This window comes from Lysinibacillus sp. FW12 (genome assembly GCF_050817245.1).
In the GTDB taxonomy this organism is placed as follows: domain Bacteria; phylum Bacillota; class Bacilli; order Bacillales_A; family Planococcaceae; genus Lysinibacillus; species Lysinibacillus irui.
The window spans coordinates 3,906,617-3,927,402 of the sequence record NZ_CP139094.1; the positions used below are offsets into that span (position 1 = coordinate 3,906,617).

The window sequence follows — 20,786 nt, forward strand, 5'->3', positions numbered from 1 at the left end:
AACCAATTCGAGCTGTAGCGTGTGATGACGCTGCGGCTTTTTCTTTTACCTATTTCTATATTTTTCTTTCAAATAATCTTTATCAATCCACAAGCAAATTGCTACTGTGATAATCGCTAATACTGCTGAAAATATTACAAACAACTTCTCACCTCGTTGTAATGCACAATTTCTTTCAACTAACCACTATCCTCTTACCTAACAACCCACCAGCTCTTGGCTCAATCCGTTCAGCCATTTCAAGGTCCATAGCAATCAAAGCCACACTCACCTTACTTGTATTAAGCCTGTCAGCTATTTTATTGATTGGATAACCTTGATTCCACATAGCTATGAAGGTTCCTATTTGTTGAATTGTAAAATCAAACTTAACCGATTCATGAACCTCACCAGTGAATAAAATGTATCGACTCTCTACTTTCCTTGCCATTCAATATCACCTACCCATTAATTGCTTCTCTTTCAGGTCCTTACGTGCTTTCCTAGCCTTTTTAAGTTCATCATGAGTTATCCAACCACCATCAATCTTTGAATACGTTAGAAGCTTTAATTCGTGGGGAAAACGGTATTCGAACAACTTCTTCCTCAATTCGAATTGCTGTGTAACCATTCCCTTAATATCCACCACTTCTGTATGACCATCTGCATAATGAACTGTAAAATCAGCGTTGTAACCAATCTCACGATATTTCTTGCCATTCTTTTCGAACTTCGGTAGCAGCACAAACCTTGGCTGTAATTCAAAGGAGGTCACAATACCTTGTGCTTGTAGGTGCTTCAAGTGATCATAATATTTAGCTTCCATCGCTGAATCGAATGTAATTCCGTCATGTACAACTTTCTTGTTGCCGTATTTTGCTTTGCTCATGTTTGCCCTCCTGTCAGCACTTTTGAAAGTCTGCTGATAAAACAACCTAATGCCGTTCTACCAGCAGCGTGTATTTGATTAAATTAAGCTACCATCAATCACTAACAATTCTGGTTGGTCGCTCTGTAATTGTTCTAGGATTTCGTTTACAGGAACCAACTCTCCATCCTCACTTTTTGCTTGGCTAAACTTAACGATTGCATAATCTCTATCAATTTCATCAAACTCTAAATCACCTTTATCTTCAGCTACCCACTCAACATACTTTTCTTTCGCTTGTTCCTCGTTTTCAGCCTTAATTAATGCGATATATGGATTGTAAAAATCAAAGAATTTCATACTATTGTTCCTCCTTTTATTTAATATCCGTTTTCTTGTCTAGCGTGATTGACCTTATTCTTGCGTAGTAAGCTTCTTCGACTTGCTCCCATGTGAAGCCAAGCATTTCACCAAGACCCCTAAAAATACCTAGCATTCTAAGGTAATTAGAAAATGCTGTGTTCAATGCCAAAGCACTTTTATCTTTATGCATATCCTTGAATCGTAAATTGTGTTGGATTTTAAACGCTTCTTCCATTAGCCGCAGAAACTGATTCGTAATATCTGAATTAGGTACTGTCAATGCTTCACCGCAAATACCTGGTGTACACTCAATTTCTAACCCAATACTCAAAATGAAATGCAAGCAGTCAACGTATTCTTCAAGGAGTGGATTTTTCAAACGCATAGCGTATAGTTGACCATTTTCACAGATTGGACAATCATCCGAGATATCCCCCCATAGATCTTTCAATCTTCCATCCTTTGCATCAAATGTGAAGCTACACTCATCATCACCGCATTTATATTCAACTGCATTTTGGTTTGTTGCACCTTCAGTTGTTAAGATTCTAGTTAGAGGTTTCTGATTTTTACTCCACTTCTTAAACCCTCGCCATTCATTTGCACACTCACCTAGCTCAACCTGTAGCGCAAGTAACTTCCAATCAAGATTGTTCTGCCCTCGTAGCTCTGGATGCTCCTGTATGATGCGCTCGTCCAACGATGCTTGTGTTTCAAAAAGTTTAGTTAAGTTCATTGTTTAGCCACAACCTTTCTCAAATCTTTTTCATGTACTCCCCTTTGGCATAAACGCCCACCAGTTTTAGTTTCTAAAAATACAACTATATATTTACCAATTCCGAATGATCTATTATCCCAATGACTAACGCGCATCTTATTACCCTTCGTTAACCAGCCGTGGTCAATACCACCTTTAATTATTTCTACAATGTCGCCACGCTCTAGTTCGTTACCATCTATATCAAAAGCTTGTAGTGTTTTTGCTACGCTCATAAACTCACCTGTTCCCTTTCAGTGTTAAATTCCAATAGTATTTGATAAGGTCTTGGATCTGCAGAAATGTAATTCATTCGACTAGCTACCATCCAACTTCTCTCCGTATCATCCGTAACCAAACGTTCTAATTCTCTTGATGTCCTAGCCTTGGTGATTTTTCTTAATATTGGCATGGGTATCACCTCGATTAATTATTTAGAAGGGGAGATCATCCTGATTTACTTCCATTGGCCCCTTACTATTTGCAAAAGGATCTTCATCGACCCTTGTATAACTCGGCTGATTATTGCCGTAATTCTGCCCTTGTGGAGCCCCTTGATAGGTTCCGCCTGTATTTGTACTAGATTCGTAGTTTGATGTGCCCTGTGAGCCTCCTGATGCGTTTCTCGACTCTAAGAATTGGATGCTGTCGGCAACAACATCAGTAGTGTAGACACGCTTGCCATCTTGCCCTTCATAGCTGCCTGTTTGGATTCGCCCTTCCAAACCTATTAAGTTACCTTTTCGCTGAAAGTTTGCTAGATTCTCGGCCTGTTTACGCCAAGCCACACACGATATAAAGTCTGCCTCACGTTCACCCTGTTGATTTTGGAATGTCCTGTTGACTGCCACTTGAAACCGACATGATGCAATCCCATTCGGTGTGTAGCGTAATTCAGGATCTTTTGTAAGTCGGCCAACTAATATGACTCGGTTGATCATGCTGACTCCTCCAATAGATGACTGTGTTCATAGATATTTCCGATAACTTCTACATGCATGCCATGTACTAGTTCCCCTAATCCATTTTCGATTTCGGTTACGTTATAGAAAGCCCAATCATTAAACCACTCAACTACTCCGATTCCTGTATCAGGCATTTCCATACTGCCTTCACTATCAACAACTTTTACAATATCTCCCTCGTAAATTTCCTTGCCATTCTTGTCCTTTAAGCCTGTGTATTGCATTAAATGGTGCTGTCTAGTATTATCTGTACCTTCCAACATTCCGTTTTCATCGAGACCATTTAATTCACCATCAAAATGAATTAACAGACCTGGTATGTTTGACGGGTACATCACTTTCGCTAGATCATTCCATGCACGAAACTTAATCTCTCTACTCATGCCGAAACCTCCTTGAAATACCTTTTATTAAATGTTGTACCGAAAGCTTTAAGGCTGTAATTCTTATCCTCCAACAAACTTGGGAAAATGAATGTTTTCATCCCTTTTGGATTCGAAATATAGACCCCATAATCCACTCCATTTAACGACCTGAATGGCGCAACATTATAGCCATTGGACTTTGTAAAACCTTTATTAATCAACACATCTTTATAAGCTTGAGCTTTTTTAATGTTGTTCTTTTTTCTCTGACGTCGATTCATGCAGCCTTCGCCTCTTTCATTTTTTCTATCACATAATCCAAAGCATCATCTTGTGTATTAAAACCTTTAAATTTTCGTATTTCTTCAAGCTTTTGATAAAACCCCATCGCATTTTCCGTATCCCTATGTTTCTTGTAAAGGCCAACATGTATGATCATCTGGTCGATTAGGAATTGTTCATTCATGAGCTACACCACCAAGTGCTTGACGTGCCTTTTCGCCCAAATCAACTGCTAAATCAGTTTCTTTATTCATGTGAGCTATAATTACGTATTTACTTAAATCACCATAAAAACAAAGTGTTTCGCGAAGCCGTTCATTTTCATTTTTAGTTTCCTTTAACATTTCACTAGCTTTAAACGTTGCTTTTTCCATAATTTCATAGCATTCGTTGGTTTTTGCTAGTTCTGTTTGTAGTCTCTCAACTTCTGCAATAAGTATTGGTACATCAGTAATCGCATGTTTAATAAACTCTGTATCACCATCATTCAAACAATCGTAAGTTTCGTTACCTGTTTGGCAAACTGCGTAATCCTCATTAGGATTGAATATATCGATATGTCCTTCTACTGTTTCTTCACTTTCCCATGGTCCTGGAGTAGCCTTCGCCACACGTTCTTTAATGGCATTCAACTGTTCTTGATTCATCAAATTCACTCCCCACCGTTTTTTCAAAAACCTCATTTCCTTCGTCTAGCAATACTTTTATTTCGTCTGCTAAGTTGGTTACGCAATCCTTCATCGAATGACTAATATAAACACCTTTTTGTTTATCTAAATAACCACATACAACTGCTTGTACTGTGTACGAATATCTTCGTTGCTCTAAAAACATCAATATTTTTGTATATGGATCTGCTTCATTTTCGTACTTACGTTCTTTTTCGCGTCTTTCATACTCTGTTATACAAGCTGATTCAACAAACTCAATATCTTCATTTTCGTCAATGGCAATGACTGCGTGATAAGGTACAACTTTGTATTCCTTTCCGCATTCCGTACAAGATGGATCATCAAATTCATACATCCCATTTACAGTTGGTGGATTGTTATAATCAAAATCTGCATTATCAAAAACTATGAATCCTTTACATCCTTTGACGTTACATTTATGTGCTTCTACACTCATCCCTTCAGCCTCCATCAAGGGGCTGTTGCCCCTCTAAAATCCAATATTTTTAATACGCTTGTCCGTTGTTTCTGTAAAAATAATCGTTTCTAAATTCTTCATCATGCGACTAATTAACTTTGGATCATACATATTCATTAGCGCTTTACTTGATAGATTCGTAGTAACAATCGTTGACTTATCCTGCCGTCCGTTAACAACAGCTCGTAATACTTTGCTGGTGAAATCTGTTGCTTGTTTGTTCGTATCAATGTTTCCTGTTTCTGCTCCTAGATCATCCAGTACCAAGTAATCAACGTTCGTTAGTAAATCGATGAAATACTGTTCAGTAAACGGAGATTCCTTGTCATTAAAAGTAGCTCTAATCTTTCTCAACATTTCGTCGATGTCGATATACAAGCACGATACATGCAAGCTATTAAGAGCTTTTAAGATACTCATAGACAAGTGACTTTTCCCTACACCCGGTTTGCCATTAAACCATAGATTGAAACGGTGTCCTTGTTGATAGCGTTCTAAATATTGCAATGCTTTTTGTTTATTCGTATGTTCTTCGGATGTCTGTGCAATATAGCTATCAAATGTTGCATCTAGTAACGTTTTGTCCTGTATCAGACTTTTATTTGCGAGTGTATTAAACTTAACCTTTGCTTGCTGTTGCTGGAGTTCAGCCTTGAATTCAGCTTCGAATACAGCATTTTCTTTCTCGCAAAAGCATCTAGGACAAGATTCTTTACCATCTACAATCATTAGTTGAATATCATGTTTCTCACATTTACTAGAAGCCCACATCAACCCCGAGTTCACTTTGTGTAGTACGCTGTCCTTTTGTAGTGCTGTGTTGATTGCCTGCAAGTTGCTGCGCCTCCCTTTTAGCTAATAGTTGGATAGATGTTACGCCTTCATGTTTCCAGTTGCGTAAAGTGCCTGTGGCGTATTTTTCTTTATTTGTAACTCGACTATTTATAAGTGCTCGTTCAAACGCTTCAATAATAAGATCTGCATCATGATAGGTTGCTAGATAGTACTCGATATCTTCTCGTAACTTATCACTAGGAAACTTTTGCAGACGACTGACAAAGAACTCATATAGCTTTTGAGCATGCTGCGCGTCTGTAGTCAGTACTTGGTTATTATCAGTATTTGGTTTATTCAATACTTTGTTATTATCAGTACTTAGTAGTGTTCGATTTTCTACTTCTTGAAAACCTACTTCTTGGTTTTCAACTTCTTGCTTTTCTACTTCTTGAAAATCGGTAAGTAGAGAATTTATAGGTACTTCATGAACGATCGTTTCCCATTCTTTAATTCTTTGCCCTTCACGAATAGGTTTTCGTTCGATGTAGCCACAAGTCTTTAACTCATTGAAACCAGCTCTGAACGATGCCTTGCCATCAGTTGAGTGAGTCATTAGCTCGTCCATATAAAACACCCAATCATCTGGCATTGAAAGCATATATGCCATTATGCCTTTAGCTTTCCAAGATAGCCGGTTATCGTTCAATGCCGTTCGATTCATCACTACATAGTTGTTGTTCTTAGCTACTCGGATGATGCCCATTTGCCCTCACCTCTCCTACTTACGCTTTCTACGTGGTCGATTAAATGTTTTATGATGCCACGCTGTCCATTTTGGTGCTGGTGGTAGTTCCTTTGCCCAAGATTTAAAACCACGCCGTAATTCGTCGTACATATACAACCCTCCATATTTTCAATATTCAAATTTTTAATCACACATTTATTCAAATAAGACCATCCAGCCTTTCACATACTGCGAAACTACCACTCACTTTGAGCACCCTATAATTCGGGTATCTTCGCATGTAATCTAGCACTAAGCGCCTGATTTCATCTTTATCCTTCGCCTGCTCAAATATCCAAGCAGGCAGAAGGACTTTGTGGGGTACGTTATTCATTTACTACTTCTACTTCAATTTCTGGTACATCAACGAAAAATTCTGTTTCTGGTGTGATGTCTTTCATCTCACGTTTTGGCGCTGTACCCTCGTCATAAGCTACTTGCTGTTGCATTTCCACACTAATCGGTAGGTACTTCCACATGTGTCGTACAACGGTCTTTTTCGCCATTTCCTCGTAGTCTGTAGCCCACGGTGAATACGATGAATTAGCAGCCTTTGAACGACCTTTACGCTTCTCAATTTCGGCTTTTGACATGAACTCAAATTGATAACCCCCATCCTTAAAATGAGCGACCGCATAGGCACCTACAAAATTGCCTTTATCTACATCCATACAAGGTTTGTGCTTTAATTTTGGGTCTAACCCTAGCTCGTACTCAAACTCGTCCTTTTCGTACACAGCATGAGCGTAAATCGATTGGATATGACCACTTCGTCTTGCAAGATCAATCATCCCTTTGTAGCCAATGATAAATTGAACCTCTGTAATGCCCTTTTTGCTGTTTTTGAATGGTAGTAAGTAACAGTGACCCATTAAACCAGGCTCTAATCCTAGTTGAGCAGCTTGCATAACAGCACCTAGTAAACTAGAAACATCCGCATCTTTAAGTGCTGGTGTTGTACGAATAGTCGTCATTGCCAAGCGCATTAAACGATCTACATCCATGTGTTTTGGTAATGCCTGCGCCATTGCTGGTGCCATTTGTTTCAAGTAATCATCAATTGTTTTAGGTTTTTGTTGAGCAGCTGGTGCCTGTTGCATTTGTGCTTTTAAATCAGTTGTAGTTGCCATTATTTATCCTCCTTTTGAGTTATAACTAAATTAGTGTCCGATTCTATTTTTTGAGTCGAAATACCAATTCTTTGTCTATCTTGTTTGTATCTCAATCTCGCCTGGCTCGCGTCATTTGCCATAACAACCGTAGTAATAGTAGTTAAAATTGTTTCTGTTACTAGATATTCCTTTGGTTCTTCCATAGGTTTAATCAACTTAGTTAGCCTCCTTAATTGATAAGCGTCTTGATAACGATTCTTTGATATATTTTTCATATATTGCTGGCTGTTCTTCTTTCAATCGCTTGCTATCCAAACGACTTGAAGCAATAGTTTTATACGTAACTTTAAAGCGATCCGAATGCCCTTCTGCAGACTCACCAAGCATCATTTTGAGCTGATTTTCATACTCTTTACGCTGTAGTTCGAGTTGCTTTTCTTCAGCTTTTAAAGATTCAATAGCTTCAATTAAAGTGTTAGATTGCTCGTCCAACATAATGGCTGAACCATCATCCTGCGGATACATTTTAGCTAGTAGTTCTGATGCCGATGAACTTCCATCAATAGCTGGTGGAACATTAGCTAGTACGTGATTCTCCCAAAATGATTTCTCATGTTGGATCATCAGCTCGATAAATTCATCATCCCTAGCGACCTCTTTCCAAACAAACTTGTTACCACCGATCAATACAGCGATATAAGCTTTTTCGTAACCAGTGACTGCTAGGTAATGTTGTAACTGACAAAGATATGCTGCAGGAACATCCTCACCATTCCAGCTATCTTTTAGGTACTCGCTCGCTGTTTTACATTCTAAAAATGCTTTCTCTCCAACTACATCCCTGTCTAAATTAGCAGTCATGAAGTAATGTTTTGGATGACGTAGCATCCTATTAATCTTTCGAATTTTCTTACCTGTTCGTTTTGCGAACTCTCTAGCTACTACATCTTCAAGAACGTTGCCCCAGTAGGCAGCCTCACTATCTGATTCGTCAACCAATTCAGATGTTTTTTCTATATATAGTTGAAATGCTGATTTGTATCTGTTGAAACCTAATATTGCTGATGCATCCGAACCGCCAATACCACTCTTACGGAGTTGTAGCCATTCAATGCGATCCATTTCTAAAGTAGAAACTGCTTCCATTCTCTTGCCCTCCTATGCTAAAATCTGATTAATAATTGTTTTTTAAGCCACTCTGCAAAGTGGTTTATTTTTTTGTGTAAAACTTAGCATTATAGTTATCCTCTAAATACGTATGGATGTTGTCTAAATGAACGATATCTCCATTCGGAAACTCCATATAGTCATCATTGAAAACAATTAAACTACCATAAAGATCACGAAACTCTCTTTCGATATACCGAAATGTAGGTACGCTATTTACAGCTTCAATGGTTCCCAACACCATTGGATTTTCAACTTCCATAAGTTGTCGCATGTATTCACCTTCTTTCCTATGTATTGATGGATAACCACCAATCTACTTACAAAACTGTCGTCGCAACTGGAGCCTATTGGCTGTCGCTCGCAAATGGTCATGGCGTACTGTGCTCGGTTTTATAAATAGATTGCTAGTCCCATCAAGCAATTCACAGTGACAAAGCTAAACCGTAGGGAGACGGTGCTGTAAGCTGCTTGACGAGAGCGAGATAACTCTCGCAAGCGTCAATATTTGTGATATAATATATTTGGATATTCTATAGTCTTTGGCTGTTTAATCGATCCCAACGATTAAGCAGCTTTTTTTATTGCCAACATGTGATGATGATTGGCACTCCGATAATAAGCATCGTAATAACTGCACCAATACAAAACTTCCTGTGTGATTCTGGTACATCGTCATCTGGTAAGTAAAAATAGTTATCAAGCCATTTCCACAACCTTGTTCACCACCTCAGCTAATATTCCTCGCTTGTTTAAAACTTCAACTGTTATCCATAACCGTTTACGTTCATGTAGTTTTTCTAGTTGTTTCAACGAATTATGTAAATCTCGTTCTCGTTGTATCGCTGTGTTAATTTGTCCTTTTTGTACATGTATCTTGATTTCTGTCATTAAATCCTCGATACATGCTTGTTGCCGTTTAATTTCTTCATCTATTTCAATCATTTAATGAATCCTGCTTTCTGTAAGTACTTATAATGGTCCATCCATACACCTGTGTAACTGATACCTAAATGTTCAGTCGTCACTGCTATGAAGTTTGCCAGTGCTGTAGCAGCCTCGACTGCCTCCTCAATCATGTCCATAATGTTTTTTCGCTCATAATGCTCAATGGCATCGCTTGGTTTGGCTAAGCTGGTACTTGTTATGGAATCCAAAGCTTCTTGTAATTCTTCTATTGTCTTCTCTCGAACACTACATCTGTGCAAATCTACATTTGGACCGTTTAACCATATTGGCCCTGTACCTGTATATTGATGTTGAACAGCAAGTGCAAACTTTGGATCATCAAATTTTTCAACGATGCTTTTACTTATATCTGCAGGGACCTTACTGCGACCGTTCTCGTATTTCGAAATAGCTTCCCTCCCTACTCCAAAATCAAAACCGAATTTTAACTGTGTTTCTTCACCCCTAATTTCTTTCATTACCTCGCCCACTAAATTTCCAGTAACAGTCATATTTCCATTCCTTTCTTTTAAATAAAGTCACATTTCATTGAAAAGTTAACTTGTAAGAGACCGTCATTTTGATTAATTGTCTGTATAATAAAGGTTAAGAGGTAGATTTGCCCCTACCTCTTAGATTTCTACTAGATTGGTAGTTTGATTTATCTTGAGACCATTTGCCCTGGCCTCTCCTATGCTCTTGGCTGTTGTTTCAGCCATTTAAGTAAAAATTCACTTGCTTCTTTTGCTGGAATCAACCATTTTGTACCGACTTTATGTCGGGGAAAGTCTGGCAAAAAGAAGAATGTTTCTAATACAAAACTTCGTGACATACATGTCTTTTCACATAATGTTTTCAAATCCCAAAAGACAAATTCGGATTCAACTGACTGCAATTTTGCTTTGATTTCATCTCGAGCTATATTGAGCACTAATTGTTCATCTACTTGGACTTGAATCATAATTGGCACCTCCAGTTTTCTAGTTGTTCTTAATCAATCAATTATGAAACCTTTCTTGGTACCCAAGATCTTATATAATTGATTACTGATTGTAATTCTTGTCTACGAACATCCTTGTAACTAGCAACAGCAAAACGATCTTTAATTTCACGATGTAATTCACGGAAAAGTTTAGGTCTAATAGTTGCATCAGCTTCGATTTCATATACTTTGATAGCAACTTCTTTTTGAACTGCACGTTGTTCACCAGATGTTAATGTAATTTGTTCTTCTACTTTTTCGTTGATTAGTGAAAGTTCTTTTCGAATTTCAAGTTGCTCATTTTTAATTGTTTGAGTATCTTCCACTAGATCTGCAGTTGTACGTAAAACGGTAACTAATGCTTGGTCTTTGGAAAGTGGAACTACATTTTGCGATTGTTGTTCCATCTCGTTAAATCGGTCAATGTATTTAACAGCAAACTGTGTTCCCTTTTCACCTGTCATACGAGTGCCATAAAGTTCGCAACCTTTTTTTGTTAATAAGAAGCAAGGTAGCTCTTTGTTTTGGTTGTTTATATAAGTTGATTCAACGAAATAGGACTGCTGATTTTTCAGCTCACCTAATTGGTCAATAATTTTCCTAATATCCTGGAGCACGTTACGATGTTCACGTCCAACCATTTCGGCAACTTCTAAACTTGAGATATTTCTTGGTAACTGATTCATAATAAATCCTCCTTGTTTTATGCAGTTTTAACTTGTGCATTTTTTGCACAAATTTCAATAAAAAAAATGGTCCAATCTATATCTAATGCTCTTCCAATTGCTTGTGCAACTTTTACACTCGGTCTTAGACCGTTCTCAATTTTTGTATAATAAGAACGTTCAATCCCAACCATATTTGACACTTGCTCATGGGATAACTTTAGAGCTTTTCTTTGTCTCTTTAAGATTTCCGGAAACATGTGATTACCTCCTTTGTGCATTTCTTACACATAGTATATCGTGCATTTTTTGCACAGTCAATAGTTTTTGTGTAGTTTTTTCACAAAATATTTATTGTGCAAAAAATTCACTTATAATATATAGAATAGAAAGGAGCGTAATGTATGAAATATGGCGAGATATTAAAGAAACTACGCACTGAAAAGGGTTTATCCCAAAAGGAATTAACTGACCGCCTTACAATAAATAGATCAACATATGCTCGTTATGAAACATCTTCTACTCAACCTGATTTTGAAACTCTAAGTAAATTAGCCGACTTTTATAATGTATCTGTTGATTATCTACTCGGCAGAACCAATAACAGAGACGCTTTACATACACAAGCTGGTATCTCTAATGAAGATTACAATAACCTAAGTGCATATCAGAAAGAAGTTATTGATTTCTTTTTAACTAGAGAGGATTTGTTCTTTAAAAACCAACCAGAAAATCTGTTAGACGCACTAGAGCAATTCGAGATTTTCTACGAAGTGTTAAAAAGACAACAAGAAAACAAAAAGTAATTTACATTCTTATGTATGTTTTCCAGACATTTAAAAATTCGCCTTTTCAGTGGTGAATTTTTTTGTTAATATCAAAAGAACATATGTTTGCAAAAAGAGGGATGTTATGAATTTCGTTTATTCACATTTAGAAGATTACATATATAACCTTTATACAAGTATTGGTATTACAAGCCCAAAACAATTAGATCCTAAAATCATTGCATCATTACTTGGGATAAACTTAATTTATCTACCATGCGATTCTACAAATATAGGTAATGTAATTTTTTTAGACTCCCGATTATCAAAAGAAGAACAATGGCAAGATTTTGGTCATGAATCATGTCATGCAACTTTACATTCTGGTAATCAAGCGAAATCTAATCCTCTCTTTAGAGAGTATCAGGAATGGAAGGCAAATAGTTTTGCGCTGCACTTTTGTATTCCAACTTTTATGTTAAATCAGATTAAGCTACCTAAAAATAAGGAGCTAGCTATTATCAAGATTTGTTTACTTTTTAATGTAGAGTACGAATTTGCGGAAAAAAGATTAGATAATTATTTAAATAACCATTTCCCGGAAAATTATGAACCTATCATAAGTACTATAGATTTCTGTTAAGGAGTGATATTATGGCTTACTTCCGTAAACGTGGGAACCATTGGGAGTACCGAATAAAATACAATGATGCTGGTAAACAGAAAGAAATATCAAAAGGTGGATTTAAAACTAAAACCGAAGCTCGAGCAGCTGCTATTTTGATAGAAGAAAAATTAGTTAAAGGTGGCGTAGAAAAATTAAGAAAAGGAGAAATTCTTTTTGAGGATTGGTTAGAAATACACAACAAAATGCATAACCATCACAGGAGAGAATCTAGTAATATAGCAGCCATGAATGGGCAAAAAAAATTACTTAATAAATTCAAAGGATATAAACTAAATAGAATTAAAAGAGCAGAGTATCAATTGTTCATTAACGATTTATTATTTCAATTTAATTATGCAAAAAACACCGTTGATCGTATACATGGTGAAATGATGTCTATAATTAATAGTGCTGTTGAGCATGATGAATTAGAGAAGAATATATTAAGAGGTATACAAATTACCAAAGATGAAGATGAAGAAAAAATAGTATTCTTAAATAAACAAGAAGTGAAACAATTATTATCTGCAATCGAAAATGAAGATATTTTTAAACGTGTAATGGTTATAACGTTGCTTCATACAGGCATACGTAGTGGCGAATTGTTAGGTTTATTTTGGTCAGATATTGATTTTGAAAATAAAACACTTACCATTAATCGCCAACGTGCTATTACAGGATTAGGTCCTCCTAAATCCAAATCAAGTTATAGAACAATCAGTATTGATGATAAATTGGTGAATGAATTACTCGCTTATAAAACTTGGCAAGAAGAAAATGAACTGACCAATCCCAATTATGAAAAATCGGAATTTGTTTTCGTTGACGAAAATGGCAAATTGTTTTATCAAACAAAACCACAAGATATGATGAAAAATTTACTTAGGTATGCCAAGTTGCAACCTAGAAAATCTACTCATTTATTAAGGCATACTCACGCAGTTATGATGTTAGAATCTGGGGTTGATATTAAAACAGTTAGTACAAGACTTGGTCATAAAAATATAGACATAACTGCTAACACATATTTACATGTGACTCCTGAACATGAAAGAAATGCCCTTAAAAAATTCGAAGAATATCTAAAAAAATGACCTTTTGGGGGCAAAAAAGGGGCAATCAAGTGATTACCCCTCAACAAACCCTTATATACCAATGTTTTGTAGAACCTACCCAATAATAACTCGTTCTTTTGGATAATGGAAGCTTGATTTTTTACCTCGTCCCCCACCACCAAGTGTATAAAGGAATGAAATTAAACCTACTCGGCCTATAAACATTAAAATAATGATAATGATTTTTCCAATCACAGATAAATCGGAAGTGATTCCTAACGACATACCACATGTTCCGAATGCAGAAGTAATTTCAAAAATAATTTGAATAAGTGACGCTTGTGGTTCTGTAATGAGCAAAATGATCGTTGCAATTAACACCATAAAAAATGCTAATAGGATTACCACGAATGAACGAAAGACGTCTATTAAATGAATTTCCCGCCCAAATACTTGAATATCTTCTCTTCCCCTTGCAAAGGTTATTAAAAATAAAATGGCCAAGGCAAATGTCGTTGTTCGAATACCCCCACCAACAGAACTTGGCGAAGAACCAATGAACATGAGAAAACTCATAAAAATATCTGTTGCCTCACTGAATGTCGTGACATCGTAAGTTGTTAATCCAGCGGAGCGCGTTGATACTGAATGAAACATCGCTGAAAAAAGAGCCTCGTGCCAAGACATTTCTTTAAAGGAATGGAATGATTCAAGGAGTAAAATGACAAGAGCACCAACAACAAATAATACCGCGTATGTTGATGTCGTAATTTTGGTAAACAGACTGAAGCGAAAATTCGCACGTCGATTAAGCAAAAACGTCTTCAATTCGATTAATACCGGGAAACCGATAGCACCTAACACAATAAGCACCATCGTAACCATTTGAACAAAATAATCATCATGGAAAGGCAATAAGCTCATTCCTGTAATATCAAACCCACCATTAGTTGTTGCCGAAATTGAAGCAAACACACCATGCAAGAACGCTTCTTCCAATGTATCAAAGTAATTGGTGAAGTGTAGTGTTAAAATAACCGTACCTACCACTTCAATACCAAATAAAATTTTCAAAATTTCACGAATTAATTTAACAACACCTGACACACTGTACTGATTATGATCAATCATAATTAATTGACGTTCACGCATTCCAATTTTTTTCCCTACTAGCAGCCATACAAAGGTACCGAGTGACATAATACCGATGGCACCTAACTGTAAAATAACAAGAATCATCACAAGTCCAAAGGTTGTATAGGTTTCTGAAATATTAATAGTTGTTAAACCTGTGACACTTACTGCACTCACTGCGGTAAACAAACTATCTAAAAACGAAACTTTCACACCTTCTTGCTGAACGCCTGGAAGCCGTAATAACAGGAAGGAAATCGCTATGGCTATAAAGTAATAAGAAACAAGTACCTGAAATGGTGTGACAAGTTTATTTGATGATTTTTTCCAAGGCACTTTAACAACCCCTTCCACATATGATGCCCAACTAGATAGATAATAGTATAGAAAAAATACATAAAAAAAGAAAGAGGAATAGTTACACCTAAACATCCTAGTTTGTCGACAAAGGTTTAATTTGTATACTAAAGCCTTTATTCATTTGTTGAATAACCAAATCAGAGGAGAAAAAATAATGAGTAAGTGGTCAAATGGGGGAGGAATAGTATCGAGGTTAATAAATTTTAATAATAAAAACAAGCATGAGAATTCTTTTTCTCATGCTTGTCTTTATTATATTTAAAACCCTAATTATTCTTTTTATTACGAACTCCTACTAAATAGCCAACAAATGCAATGGCTAGCAAGACAACCCAGAATGTTAACTCCCACGCAGTGGAATGTGGAAACTCTTCAGGTAGTATTCCAACTTTTTCATGGGCTAATGTTAAAACAACCAGCTTCACACCTACCCATCCCACGATTAAAAATGCAGCTGTTTCAAGTGAAGGATAGTCATTTAATACTTTAACAAACCATTGTGCTGCAAAACGCATCATAATGACGCCGATAAATCCACCAAGGAGCATAACAATAAACTGCCCTCCATTGATACCACCTATATCAAATTCTCCTAAATGCGGTAAAGTTACGGCAATAGCAACTGCTGCCAGCATTGAATCAATAGCAAATGCAATATCTGCCGCTTCAACCTTCAGAACAGTTAACCAGAATCCAGAACCCTTTTTCCCAGATTTTTCAGTAGATTCTTCATCATCATCGTCTTTATGTTTACGCAAATCATAGATGTTTTTCGCAGACATAAATAGTAAATAGGCAGCTCCTACCGCTTGGATTTGCCAATAGTTTACCAACACTGTTATTACAAAAAGCGCTGAAAATCGGAAAATCAGTGCTCCAAATAATCCATAAAATAGTGCCTTTTTTTGCTGTTCTTGTGGTAAATGCTTGACCATAACAGCCATCACTACCGCGTTATCAGCCGCGAGTAATCCTTCTAATACAACAAGGACAATCAATACCCAGCCATATTGTAATAAAATTGTTTCCATTCTAGTGCCTCCTCTAAGCTCTATATACCAAAAACGACCATTTCATCTAAAGTACAAAAGAAAAAAACCCCTGCCTTTATTCAGGCAAAGGTCTCGCTAAGTAAATTCGTACCTTATTTCTTTTTGGTACATCAATCTACACGTCATTACGTATAGAGCCATTCACTATCACACCCGATGGCAAAAACCATGTCTTGACGAATGTGAAACCAGGTAAATTAATTTCCTGTTAGCTACTCCCCTTTGACAAATGTCGAAGGTATCTTCTTTCAATCATTATAGCACTATCATTTACTACTGACAAAAATATCTATATTATTTTTTACTTAATTTGAATGTGATAGCTCTCATCCTTATTATGGGCTAAATAAAAATCAATCATTCTTGGCATTGTCTGTATAAAATCCGGGCATGTAATATCACCTTTTTGTAAAATATACTGTGCTTCAGAGGTGTCAAATGTGGCATTCCATGTTAGATAATCTAATGTTTCTTGTTCGACACCTAGTTTTTTTCGAATAAAAGGAATCTGTAATGATAGCTTTGCCAGAGTAAATGGTATACGCCCTTTTGGATAAGAATTTGTCATCAGTTTCACCATTGTACGGTATACTTCCTGCACAGGATGAGGTTTGGGATCTGTTAAATGAAGAGTCTTACCTTCTGCACCTTGTTCGTTTGCCAAAAAAGATGAGGTTTGGGATCTGTTAAATGAAGAGTCTTACCTTCTGCACCTTGTTCGTTTGCCAAAAAAATAGAGGCATTTAAAATATAATCGATTGGCACAACGTTAATCGTCGATGTAGATTGACCAATATACGGAATCAACGGTAGACCCTTCAAGCGTTCCACCAAATTCAAAAAGAAGTAAGGTCCATCAAATTTAATGGTTTCACCAGTTTTAGAATGCCCTCTTACAATCCCAGGTCTAATAATCGTCAGAGGTATTTCTGATTTTAAATCTTCCACTCGAAGCTCAGCCTCATATTTTGTTTCCTCATAATAGTTTTTAAATGCTTGTGGTCGAATAAGTTCATTTTCACGTAAGACTCCTTCTCGAGTACCTGCTACATAGGCCGTGCTAAAATACATATAGCGTTTTAAATTAGGTAAGGTGCGCACAAAGTCATTGACCATTGTTGTTCCATGGACATTCACTTTCCATGCAATATCTCGCGGCACCGCTAAATCATAAATAGCGGCTAAATGCCAAAATACCTCGATTTGTGGGACAATCTCTTTGATTATTTGATCGTCTAAACCTAAATTCGGCAACGTAATATCGCCCTCTATAATACGAATCGAACAGTCAGGAAACGCTTCTACTATTTTGTTTTTTTCCTTCTGTGCTTTAATGGTTTCACCAGCCAGCACAATGGCAATCACCTGCTGCGTTTGTTTCTCTTGGAATAATGTTCGAATGAGCTGACTCGAAATGAAACCTGGAAAACCAGTAAAAAAGTGAACTTTCATATCTCATTCCCCCTATATCTAGCGCATCTTTCTTGTTTCTTTATCCACTAAACTATAAATAATGGGTACAATATACAAAGTAAGTAAAGTAGAGGTTACAAGTCCTCCAATTACAGCTATCCCCATCGGTTGGTTCATTTCTGTCCCTTCACCTATACCTAATGCAAGTGGTAACAACCCTAAAATAGTCGTTAACGCTGTCATTAAAATTGGACGAAGACGATCTTGAGTAGCCTGTAAAATAGCCTCATAAGTTGATATACCCTTCGCTTTTTGTTGATTAATATAATCAACCAGCACAATACCATTATTCACGACAATTCCTACAAGCACTAGGATGCCTATGACAGACGTCACACCAATTAAAGTTCGTGTTAAAAACATAGCTATAGCGACACCTATAATCATTAATGGGACTGAAAACATAATAACAAATGGATATTTAAAAGACTCAAATTGAGCAGCCATAACAATATATACAAGGACAATTGCTAACATAACTGCTAGTAGCATGTCATCAATTGCACTATCATAAAGCTCACGATCCCCACTAAAAACAATCTCCGTAGTAGGTGGTAAATTAACTTCTTCTAATGCTTTATCTACTTTTGCCGATATTCCCCCTAATGATTCCTTTGTTTCATAGTCAACAAAAAAGGCTACTGCTGCTGCCTGGTCAGAACGGCGAATGGATACTGGACCTTCCTGAATAGATATAGTAGCTACATCCTCTAATTTCACAAACAGTCCTGCTGGGGAACGAAGTTGCATCGTTTTGAGCGCATCTATACTATTATTAAATGTCTGTCCAAAACTTGTATAAACCGGTAACACAGCACCGTCCTCTGTAATTAGTTGGGATGTTAATTGTCCTTTTGTCATTTGATTGACGTTTTGAGCAATTTGTGCGGGTACAAAACCATAGTCTTTTGCCCTTTCGCGATCAACCTCAATTTGAATTTCTTCCACAGTATTATCTAAGTCTGTTGTGACATTTGTTACTTCTTGAATTGCTTGTAGCGCTGGCAGCACTTTATCAACAGATTGCTGAAGTCTTTGCTCGTCCGAGTCGGTTAATCGGAACGTTAACGTATGTGGTGAAGAGCCTGTTGCCGTCGATACATTAAAGGTAACCTCTGCTTGCTCCCCAAGCTCTCCCTGTAAATCTTGCTCCAGCTCTTCAACAAATTCAAAAATGGAACGTTGCCTTTCTTCTAACGGCACTAGTTTCACATACATTTCGGCCTGATTAGGACTGGCTTGTCCACGTGCCTGTGATTGTTGTGTACCGCCAATTAAACTAACATAAACTTCCACATCTTTTTCCTGCTTTAAACGTTCCTCAATTTGCTTAACAACTTTTTCTGTTTCAGAGACAGCGACACCCTTCTCAAGGTTAATATTTATAGATGTGAATCCTTCATCGGTAGGTGGTAAAAATTCAGTTCCTATTTTTGTAAGCCCAAAAAAGGATAGACCAAAACAGACTACTGTGAAAACAAGGATTAACATTCGGTGCTGTAATACCCATACAATCGAAGATTTGAAACGCTTATAAAATAACGAGTTACTGCGCTGTACATCAAAATTGCTACTTTTCGTTTTCAAAAGTCGACTTGCTAACATTGGCACAACTGTAAGGGCCACGACTAACGAAGCTATTAAACTGAACGAAATGGTTAAGGCAAATTCTGTAAAAATTTGACCTATCAAGCCTTCGATAAACATAACAGGAATAAATACAGCTATTGTTGTTAACGTCGAAGCTGTAATAGCAAGAGCTACCTCCTTCGTCCCTTCTTTAGCTGCAGTAATCGGATCCTTTTCTAAGCCTAAATGTCTTTCTATATTTTCAATCACGACTATGGCATTATCTACAAGCATACCAATTCCCAATGCCAGGGCACCTAGCGTCATAATATTGAGCGAAAAATCTGCAAAAAACATCAACACAAATGTCACAATAACCGAATAAGGGATGGCAATACCAATAATAATCGGGCTTTTTACACTACGTAAAAAAACAAATAGGATAAACATCGCAAATAGTCCACCTAGAATTAAGGAAGTACCAATGTTACTAATAGCTAAATCTACATAGTTACCTTGATCGACTAATATATCTGCTGTAATACCCTCATACTGTTCTTTTTTTAATAAATCATCTAATGTCTGCTGAAACGCTTTCGAAACTTCTGCGGTATTTGCACCAGATTCCTGCAAAACAGACATCAGGACTGCTGGATACTCATTTGCTCGTGTTGTCGTACTAGATTGTTGCTCTGTTCTTTCCACTGTTGAAAGATCACCAACAGTTATGGCTTCACCTGTTAAAGGGTTTACCGAAACGATTAAATCAGCAATGCTTTCTGGTGAAGATAATGTACTTACAATACGTGTTGTTAACATCTTGCCATCATCTGTTGAGACAGGATCACCAGGAAGAGAAACATTATTGGCTTGAACTATTTGCACAATGTCTGTTTGTGTTAGACCTTTTTCTACTAGCTTTGCTTCATCTAATATGATTTGGATTTCCTCTATCAATTTGCCAGAAACATTTACACTAGCAACACCCTCTGTCCGTCGAAGCTCTTGCTCTAAGTCCTCCGCTAACAAACGCACATCTACATTTTTATTTTCAGCACGCAATGATAGTTGAATAATAGGGAATTGTGATGGATCAAATTTTAAGAAGCTAGGCTTCCCTGCATCATTTGGCAGTGGTGTCATATCTATTCTTTGAAGAATATCAAGTTGGACATCTTCCAGGTTCGTAGACCAATTGAACTCAAGTACAATTAAATTAGAACCTTCTTGAGAGGTTGATTGTATTTTTTTGATACCTGGTAAGGTTGCAAGTGTAGCTTCTAAAGGCTTTGTTATCTTCTCATTTACCTCTGCTGGACTTGCACCAGGATAAGAAGTGACAACAACACCAATAGGGGGATTTAACTCTGGAATTAGTGTAATTGGTATTTTTAATAAAGATACGCCTCCTAGTAAGATGACAAGAAGCATTGTAACAATGGTAAAGACGGGTCTTTTAATTGAAAAATGACTAATATTCATATAAACAAACTCCTTTTTCTACCTCTTCCTTTCAGGATAGCCGAAAAGGAGATTATTTTATAAA

General features: G+C 36.9%; 29 protein-coding genes and 1 pseudogene. 3 read left to right on the forward strand and 27 right to left on the reverse strand.

Features of this window, described 5'->3' with window-relative positions; genetic code table 11:
* Positions 1-175 precede the first annotated feature (175 nt).
* The 23 genes from SJW71_RS20165 to SJW71_RS20275 form a co-directional block, all read right to left on the reverse strand.
* Positions 176-430 carry a hypothetical protein gene (locus SJW71_RS20165; RefSeq protein ID WP_431811405.1) on the reverse strand — a complete coding sequence of 85 codons (255 nt, stop codon included), beginning with the start codon at positions 428-430 and terminating at the stop codon, positions 176-178.
* A gap of 6 nt (positions 431-436) precedes the next feature.
* The gene (locus tag SJW71_RS20170; RefSeq protein ID WP_431811406.1) at positions 437-868 is read right to left on the reverse strand and encodes a DUF1064 domain-containing protein; all 432 of its coding nucleotides are present in this window, start codon (positions 866-868) and stop codon (positions 437-439) included.
* 78 nt (positions 869-946) lie between these two features.
* A complete protein-coding gene (locus SJW71_RS20175) occupies positions 947-1,207 on the reverse strand; it encodes a hypothetical protein (RefSeq protein ID WP_431811407.1) in 261 nt (86 codons plus the stop codon).
* Positions 1,208-1,223: 16 nt separating this feature from the next.
* Complete coding sequence (locus tag SJW71_RS20180) at positions 1,224-1,946, reverse strand: dUTP diphosphatase (protein ID WP_431811408.1); 723 nt, start codon at positions 1,944-1,946, stop codon at positions 1,224-1,226.
* The gene (locus SJW71_RS20185) at positions 1,943-2,203 is read right to left on the reverse strand and encodes a hypothetical protein (RefSeq protein WP_431811409.1); all 261 of its coding nucleotides are present in this window, start codon (positions 2,201-2,203) and stop codon (positions 1,943-1,945) included. Before SJW71_RS20185 ends, SJW71_RS20180 begins: the two co-directional genes overlap by 4 nt.
* A 198-nt stretch (positions 2,204-2,401) precedes the next feature.
* Complete coding sequence (ssb, locus tag SJW71_RS20190) at positions 2,402-2,908, reverse strand: single-stranded DNA-binding protein (RefSeq protein WP_431811410.1); 507 nt, start codon at positions 2,906-2,908, stop codon at positions 2,402-2,404.
* Positions 2,905-3,315, reverse strand: coding sequence for a YopX family protein (locus tag SJW71_RS20195; protein WP_431811411.1), 411 nt, complete (start codon positions 3,313-3,315; stop codon positions 2,905-2,907). Before SJW71_RS20195 ends, ssb begins: the two co-directional genes overlap by 4 nt.
* Positions 3,312-3,578 (reverse strand): hypothetical protein, encoded by a 267-nt coding sequence (locus tag SJW71_RS20200; RefSeq protein WP_431811412.1) that lies wholly within the window; start codon positions 3,576-3,578, stop codon positions 3,312-3,314. The genes SJW71_RS20195 and SJW71_RS20200 overlap by 4 nt, the downstream gene beginning before the upstream one ends.
* The gene (locus tag SJW71_RS20205) at positions 3,575-3,763 is read right to left on the reverse strand and encodes a hypothetical protein (RefSeq protein WP_431811413.1); all 189 of its coding nucleotides are present in this window, start codon (positions 3,761-3,763) and stop codon (positions 3,575-3,577) included. Before SJW71_RS20205 ends, SJW71_RS20200 begins: the two co-directional genes overlap by 4 nt.
* The gene (locus tag SJW71_RS20210; protein WP_431811414.1) at positions 3,756-4,226 is read right to left on the reverse strand and encodes a hypothetical protein; all 471 of its coding nucleotides are present in this window, start codon (positions 4,224-4,226) and stop codon (positions 3,756-3,758) included. The genes SJW71_RS20205 and SJW71_RS20210 overlap by 8 nt, the downstream gene beginning before the upstream one ends.
* Complete coding sequence (locus SJW71_RS20215; protein WP_431811415.1) at positions 4,198-4,707, reverse strand: hypothetical protein; 510 nt, start codon at positions 4,705-4,707, stop codon at positions 4,198-4,200. The genes SJW71_RS20210 and SJW71_RS20215 overlap by 29 nt, the downstream gene beginning before the upstream one ends.
* A gap of 33 nt (positions 4,708-4,740) precedes the next feature.
* Positions 4,741-5,562 carry an ATP-binding protein gene (locus SJW71_RS20220; RefSeq protein ID WP_431811416.1) on the reverse strand — a complete coding sequence of 274 codons (822 nt, stop codon included), beginning with the start codon at positions 5,560-5,562 and terminating at the stop codon, positions 4,741-4,743.
* Positions 5,486-6,268 carry a DnaD domain protein gene (locus SJW71_RS20225; protein ID WP_431811417.1) on the reverse strand — a complete coding sequence of 261 codons (783 nt, stop codon included), beginning with the start codon at positions 6,266-6,268 and terminating at the stop codon, positions 5,486-5,488. The genes SJW71_RS20220 and SJW71_RS20225 overlap by 77 nt, the downstream gene beginning before the upstream one ends.
* Before the next feature lie 347 nt (positions 6,269-6,615).
* Positions 6,616-7,419, reverse strand: a complete 804-nt coding sequence (gene recT / locus SJW71_RS20230) for a recombination protein RecT (protein WP_431811418.1) — start codon at positions 7,417-7,419, stop codon at positions 6,616-6,618.
* A complete protein-coding gene (locus SJW71_RS20235) occupies positions 7,419-7,616 on the reverse strand; it encodes a hypothetical protein (protein ID WP_431811419.1) in 198 nt (65 codons plus the stop codon). The genes recT and SJW71_RS20235 overlap by 1 nt, the downstream gene beginning before the upstream one ends.
* Position 7,617: 1 nt before the next feature.
* Positions 7,618-8,547 carry a YqaJ viral recombinase family protein gene (locus SJW71_RS20240; RefSeq protein WP_431811420.1) on the reverse strand — a complete coding sequence of 310 codons (930 nt, stop codon included), beginning with the start codon at positions 8,545-8,547 and terminating at the stop codon, positions 7,618-7,620.
* Positions 8,548-8,611: 64 nt separating this feature from the next.
* Positions 8,612-8,842 carry a YqaI family protein gene (locus SJW71_RS20245; protein ID WP_431811421.1) on the reverse strand — a complete coding sequence of 77 codons (231 nt, stop codon included), beginning with the start codon at positions 8,840-8,842 and terminating at the stop codon, positions 8,612-8,614.
* A gap of 307 nt (positions 8,843-9,149) precedes the next feature.
* The gene (locus tag SJW71_RS20250; protein ID WP_322606074.1) at positions 9,150-9,284 is read right to left on the reverse strand and encodes a hypothetical protein; all 135 of its coding nucleotides are present in this window, start codon (positions 9,282-9,284) and stop codon (positions 9,150-9,152) included.
* Positions 9,268-9,513 (reverse strand): hypothetical protein, encoded by a 246-nt coding sequence (locus SJW71_RS20255; RefSeq protein WP_431811422.1) that lies wholly within the window; start codon positions 9,511-9,513, stop codon positions 9,268-9,270. Before SJW71_RS20255 ends, SJW71_RS20250 begins: the two co-directional genes overlap by 17 nt.
* A complete protein-coding gene (locus tag SJW71_RS20260) occupies positions 9,510-9,995 on the reverse strand; it encodes a helix-turn-helix domain-containing protein (protein WP_431811423.1) in 486 nt (161 codons plus the stop codon). Before SJW71_RS20260 ends, SJW71_RS20255 begins: the two co-directional genes overlap by 4 nt.
* A gap of 212 nt (positions 9,996-10,207) precedes the next feature.
* Positions 10,208-10,477 (reverse strand): group-specific protein, encoded by a 270-nt coding sequence (locus SJW71_RS20265; protein WP_431811424.1) that lies wholly within the window; start codon positions 10,475-10,477, stop codon positions 10,208-10,210.
* A 41-nt stretch (positions 10,478-10,518) separates the two neighbouring features.
* Positions 10,519-11,184, reverse strand: coding sequence for a Rha family transcriptional regulator (locus tag SJW71_RS20270; RefSeq protein WP_431811425.1), 666 nt, complete (start codon positions 11,182-11,184; stop codon positions 10,519-10,521).
* Between the two features lie 17 nt (positions 11,185-11,201).
* Positions 11,202-11,423 carry a helix-turn-helix domain-containing protein gene (locus SJW71_RS20275; RefSeq protein WP_431811426.1) on the reverse strand — a complete coding sequence of 74 codons (222 nt, stop codon included), beginning with the start codon at positions 11,421-11,423 and terminating at the stop codon, positions 11,202-11,204.
* Positions 11,424-11,567: 144 nt separating this feature from the next.
* Between SJW71_RS20275 and SJW71_RS20280 the strand changes: the two genes are divergently transcribed.
* The 3 genes from SJW71_RS20280 (at position 11,568) to SJW71_RS20290 (ending at position 13,691) form a co-directional block, all read left to right on the forward strand.
* Entirely contained in the window at positions 11,568-11,969 is a 402-nt protein-coding gene (locus SJW71_RS20280) for a helix-turn-helix domain-containing protein (RefSeq protein ID WP_431811427.1), read from the forward strand.
* A 106-nt stretch (positions 11,970-12,075) separates the two neighbouring features.
* A complete protein-coding gene (locus tag SJW71_RS20285; protein ID WP_431811428.1) occupies positions 12,076-12,573 on the forward strand; it encodes an ImmA/IrrE family metallo-endopeptidase in 498 nt (165 codons plus the stop codon).
* 11 nt (positions 12,574-12,584) lie between these two features.
* Positions 12,585-13,691 (forward strand): tyrosine-type recombinase/integrase, encoded by a 1,107-nt coding sequence (locus SJW71_RS20290; protein ID WP_431811429.1) that lies wholly within the window; start codon positions 12,585-12,587, stop codon positions 13,689-13,691.
* Positions 13,692-13,766: 75 nt separating this feature from the next.
* On the opposite strand, the gene SJW71_RS20295 is transcribed toward SJW71_RS20290, so the two are convergent.
* The 4 genes and pseudogenes from SJW71_RS20295 to SJW71_RS20310 all read right to left on the reverse strand — a co-directional run bounded on the left by SJW71_RS20295 (position 13,767) and on the right by SJW71_RS20310 (position 20,722).
* The gene (locus tag SJW71_RS20295; protein WP_274795735.1) at positions 13,767-15,122 is read right to left on the reverse strand and encodes a TrkH family potassium uptake protein; all 1,356 of its coding nucleotides are present in this window, start codon (positions 15,120-15,122) and stop codon (positions 13,767-13,769) included.
* 290 nt (positions 15,123-15,412) lie between these two features.
* Positions 15,413-16,177 (reverse strand): TerC family protein, encoded by a 765-nt coding sequence (locus tag SJW71_RS20300; RefSeq protein ID WP_274795733.1) that lies wholly within the window; start codon positions 16,175-16,177, stop codon positions 15,413-15,415.
* Between the two features lie 322 nt (positions 16,178-16,499).
* Positions 16,500-17,650, reverse strand: a pseudogene (locus SJW71_RS20305) (SDR family oxidoreductase).
* An 18-nt stretch (positions 17,651-17,668) separates the two neighbouring features.
* On the reverse strand, positions 17,669-20,722 hold the full coding sequence (locus SJW71_RS20310) for an efflux RND transporter permease subunit (protein WP_322611362.1): 3,054 nt from the start codon (positions 20,720-20,722) through the stop codon (positions 17,669-17,671).
* Positions 20,723-20,786: the final 64 nt, after the last annotated feature.

Bases quoted from the DNA above. Each gene is read 5' to 3' on its own strand.
- SJW71_RS20165 (WP_431811405.1), bottom strand. From the start codon at position 430: ATGGCAAGGAAAGTAGAGAGTCGATACATTTTATTCACTGGTGAGGTT.
- SJW71_RS20170 (WP_431811406.1), bottom strand. From the start codon at position 868: ATGAGCAAAGCAAAATACGGCAACAAGAAAGTTGTACATGACGGAATT.
- SJW71_RS20175 (WP_431811407.1), bottom strand. From the start codon at position 1,207: ATGAAATTCTTTGATTTTTACAATCCATATATCGCATTAATTAAGGCT.
- SJW71_RS20180 (WP_431811408.1), bottom strand. From the start codon at position 1,946: ATGAACTTAACTAAACTTTTTGAAACACAAGCATCGTTGGACGAGCGC.
- SJW71_RS20185 (WP_431811409.1), bottom strand. From the start codon at position 2,203: ATGAGCGTAGCAAAAACACTACAAGCTTTTGATATAGATGGTAACGAA.
- ssb (WP_431811410.1), bottom strand. From the start codon at position 2,908: ATGATCAACCGAGTCATATTAGTTGGCCGACTTACAAAAGATCCTGAA.
- SJW71_RS20195 (WP_431811411.1), bottom strand. From the start codon at position 3,315: ATGAGTAGAGAGATTAAGTTTCGTGCATGGAATGATCTAGCGAAAGTG.
- SJW71_RS20200 (WP_431811412.1), bottom strand. From the start codon at position 3,578: ATGAATCGACGTCAGAGAAAAAAGAACAACATTAAAAAAGCTCAAGCT.
- SJW71_RS20205 (WP_431811413.1), bottom strand. From the start codon at position 3,763: ATGAATGAACAATTCCTAATCGACCAGATGATCATACATGTTGGCCTT.
- SJW71_RS20210 (WP_431811414.1), bottom strand. From the start codon at position 4,226: ATGAATCAAGAACAGTTGAATGCCATTAAAGAACGTGTGGCGAAGGCT.
- SJW71_RS20215 (WP_431811415.1), bottom strand. From the start codon at position 4,707: ATGAGTGTAGAAGCACATAAATGTAACGTCAAAGGATGTAAAGGATTC.
- SJW71_RS20225 (WP_431811417.1), bottom strand. From the start codon at position 6,268: ATGGGCATCATCCGAGTAGCTAAGAACAACAACTATGTAGTGATGAAT.
- recT (WP_431811418.1), bottom strand. From the start codon at position 7,419: ATGGCAACTACAACTGATTTAAAAGCACAAATGCAACAGGCACCAGCT.
- SJW71_RS20240 (WP_431811420.1), bottom strand. From the start codon at position 8,547: ATGGAAGCAGTTTCTACTTTAGAAATGGATCGCATTGAATGGCTACAA.
- SJW71_RS20245 (WP_431811421.1), bottom strand. From the start codon at position 8,842: ATGCGACAACTTATGGAAGTTGAAAATCCAATGGTGTTGGGAACCATT.
- SJW71_RS20255 (WP_431811422.1), bottom strand. From the start codon at position 9,513: ATGATTGAAATAGATGAAGAAATTAAACGGCAACAAGCATGTATCGAG.
- SJW71_RS20260 (WP_431811423.1), bottom strand. From the start codon at position 9,995: ATGAAAGAAATTAGGGGTGAAGAAACACAGTTAAAATTCGGTTTTGAT.
- SJW71_RS20265 (WP_431811424.1), bottom strand. From the start codon at position 10,477: ATGATTCAAGTCCAAGTAGATGAACAATTAGTGCTCAATATAGCTCGA.
- SJW71_RS20270 (WP_431811425.1), bottom strand. From the start codon at position 11,184: ATGAATCAGTTACCAAGAAATATCTCAAGTTTAGAAGTTGCCGAAATG.
- SJW71_RS20275 (WP_431811426.1), bottom strand. From the start codon at position 11,423: ATGTTTCCGGAAATCTTAAAGAGACAAAGAAAAGCTCTAAAGTTATCC.
- SJW71_RS20280 (WP_431811427.1), top strand. From the start codon at position 11,568: ATGAAATATGGCGAGATATTAAAGAAACTACGCACTGAAAAGGGTTTA.
- SJW71_RS20285 (WP_431811428.1), top strand. From the start codon at position 12,076: ATGAATTTCGTTTATTCACATTTAGAAGATTACATATATAACCTTTAT.
- SJW71_RS20290 (WP_431811429.1), top strand. From the start codon at position 12,585: ATGGCTTACTTCCGTAAACGTGGGAACCATTGGGAGTACCGAATAAAA.
- SJW71_RS20300 (WP_274795733.1), bottom strand. From the start codon at position 16,177: ATGGAAACAATTTTATTACAATATGGCTGGGTATTGATTGTCCTTGTT.
- SJW71_RS20310 (WP_322611362.1), bottom strand. From the start codon at position 20,722: ATGAATATTAGTCATTTTTCAATTAAAAGACCCGTCTTTACCATTGTT.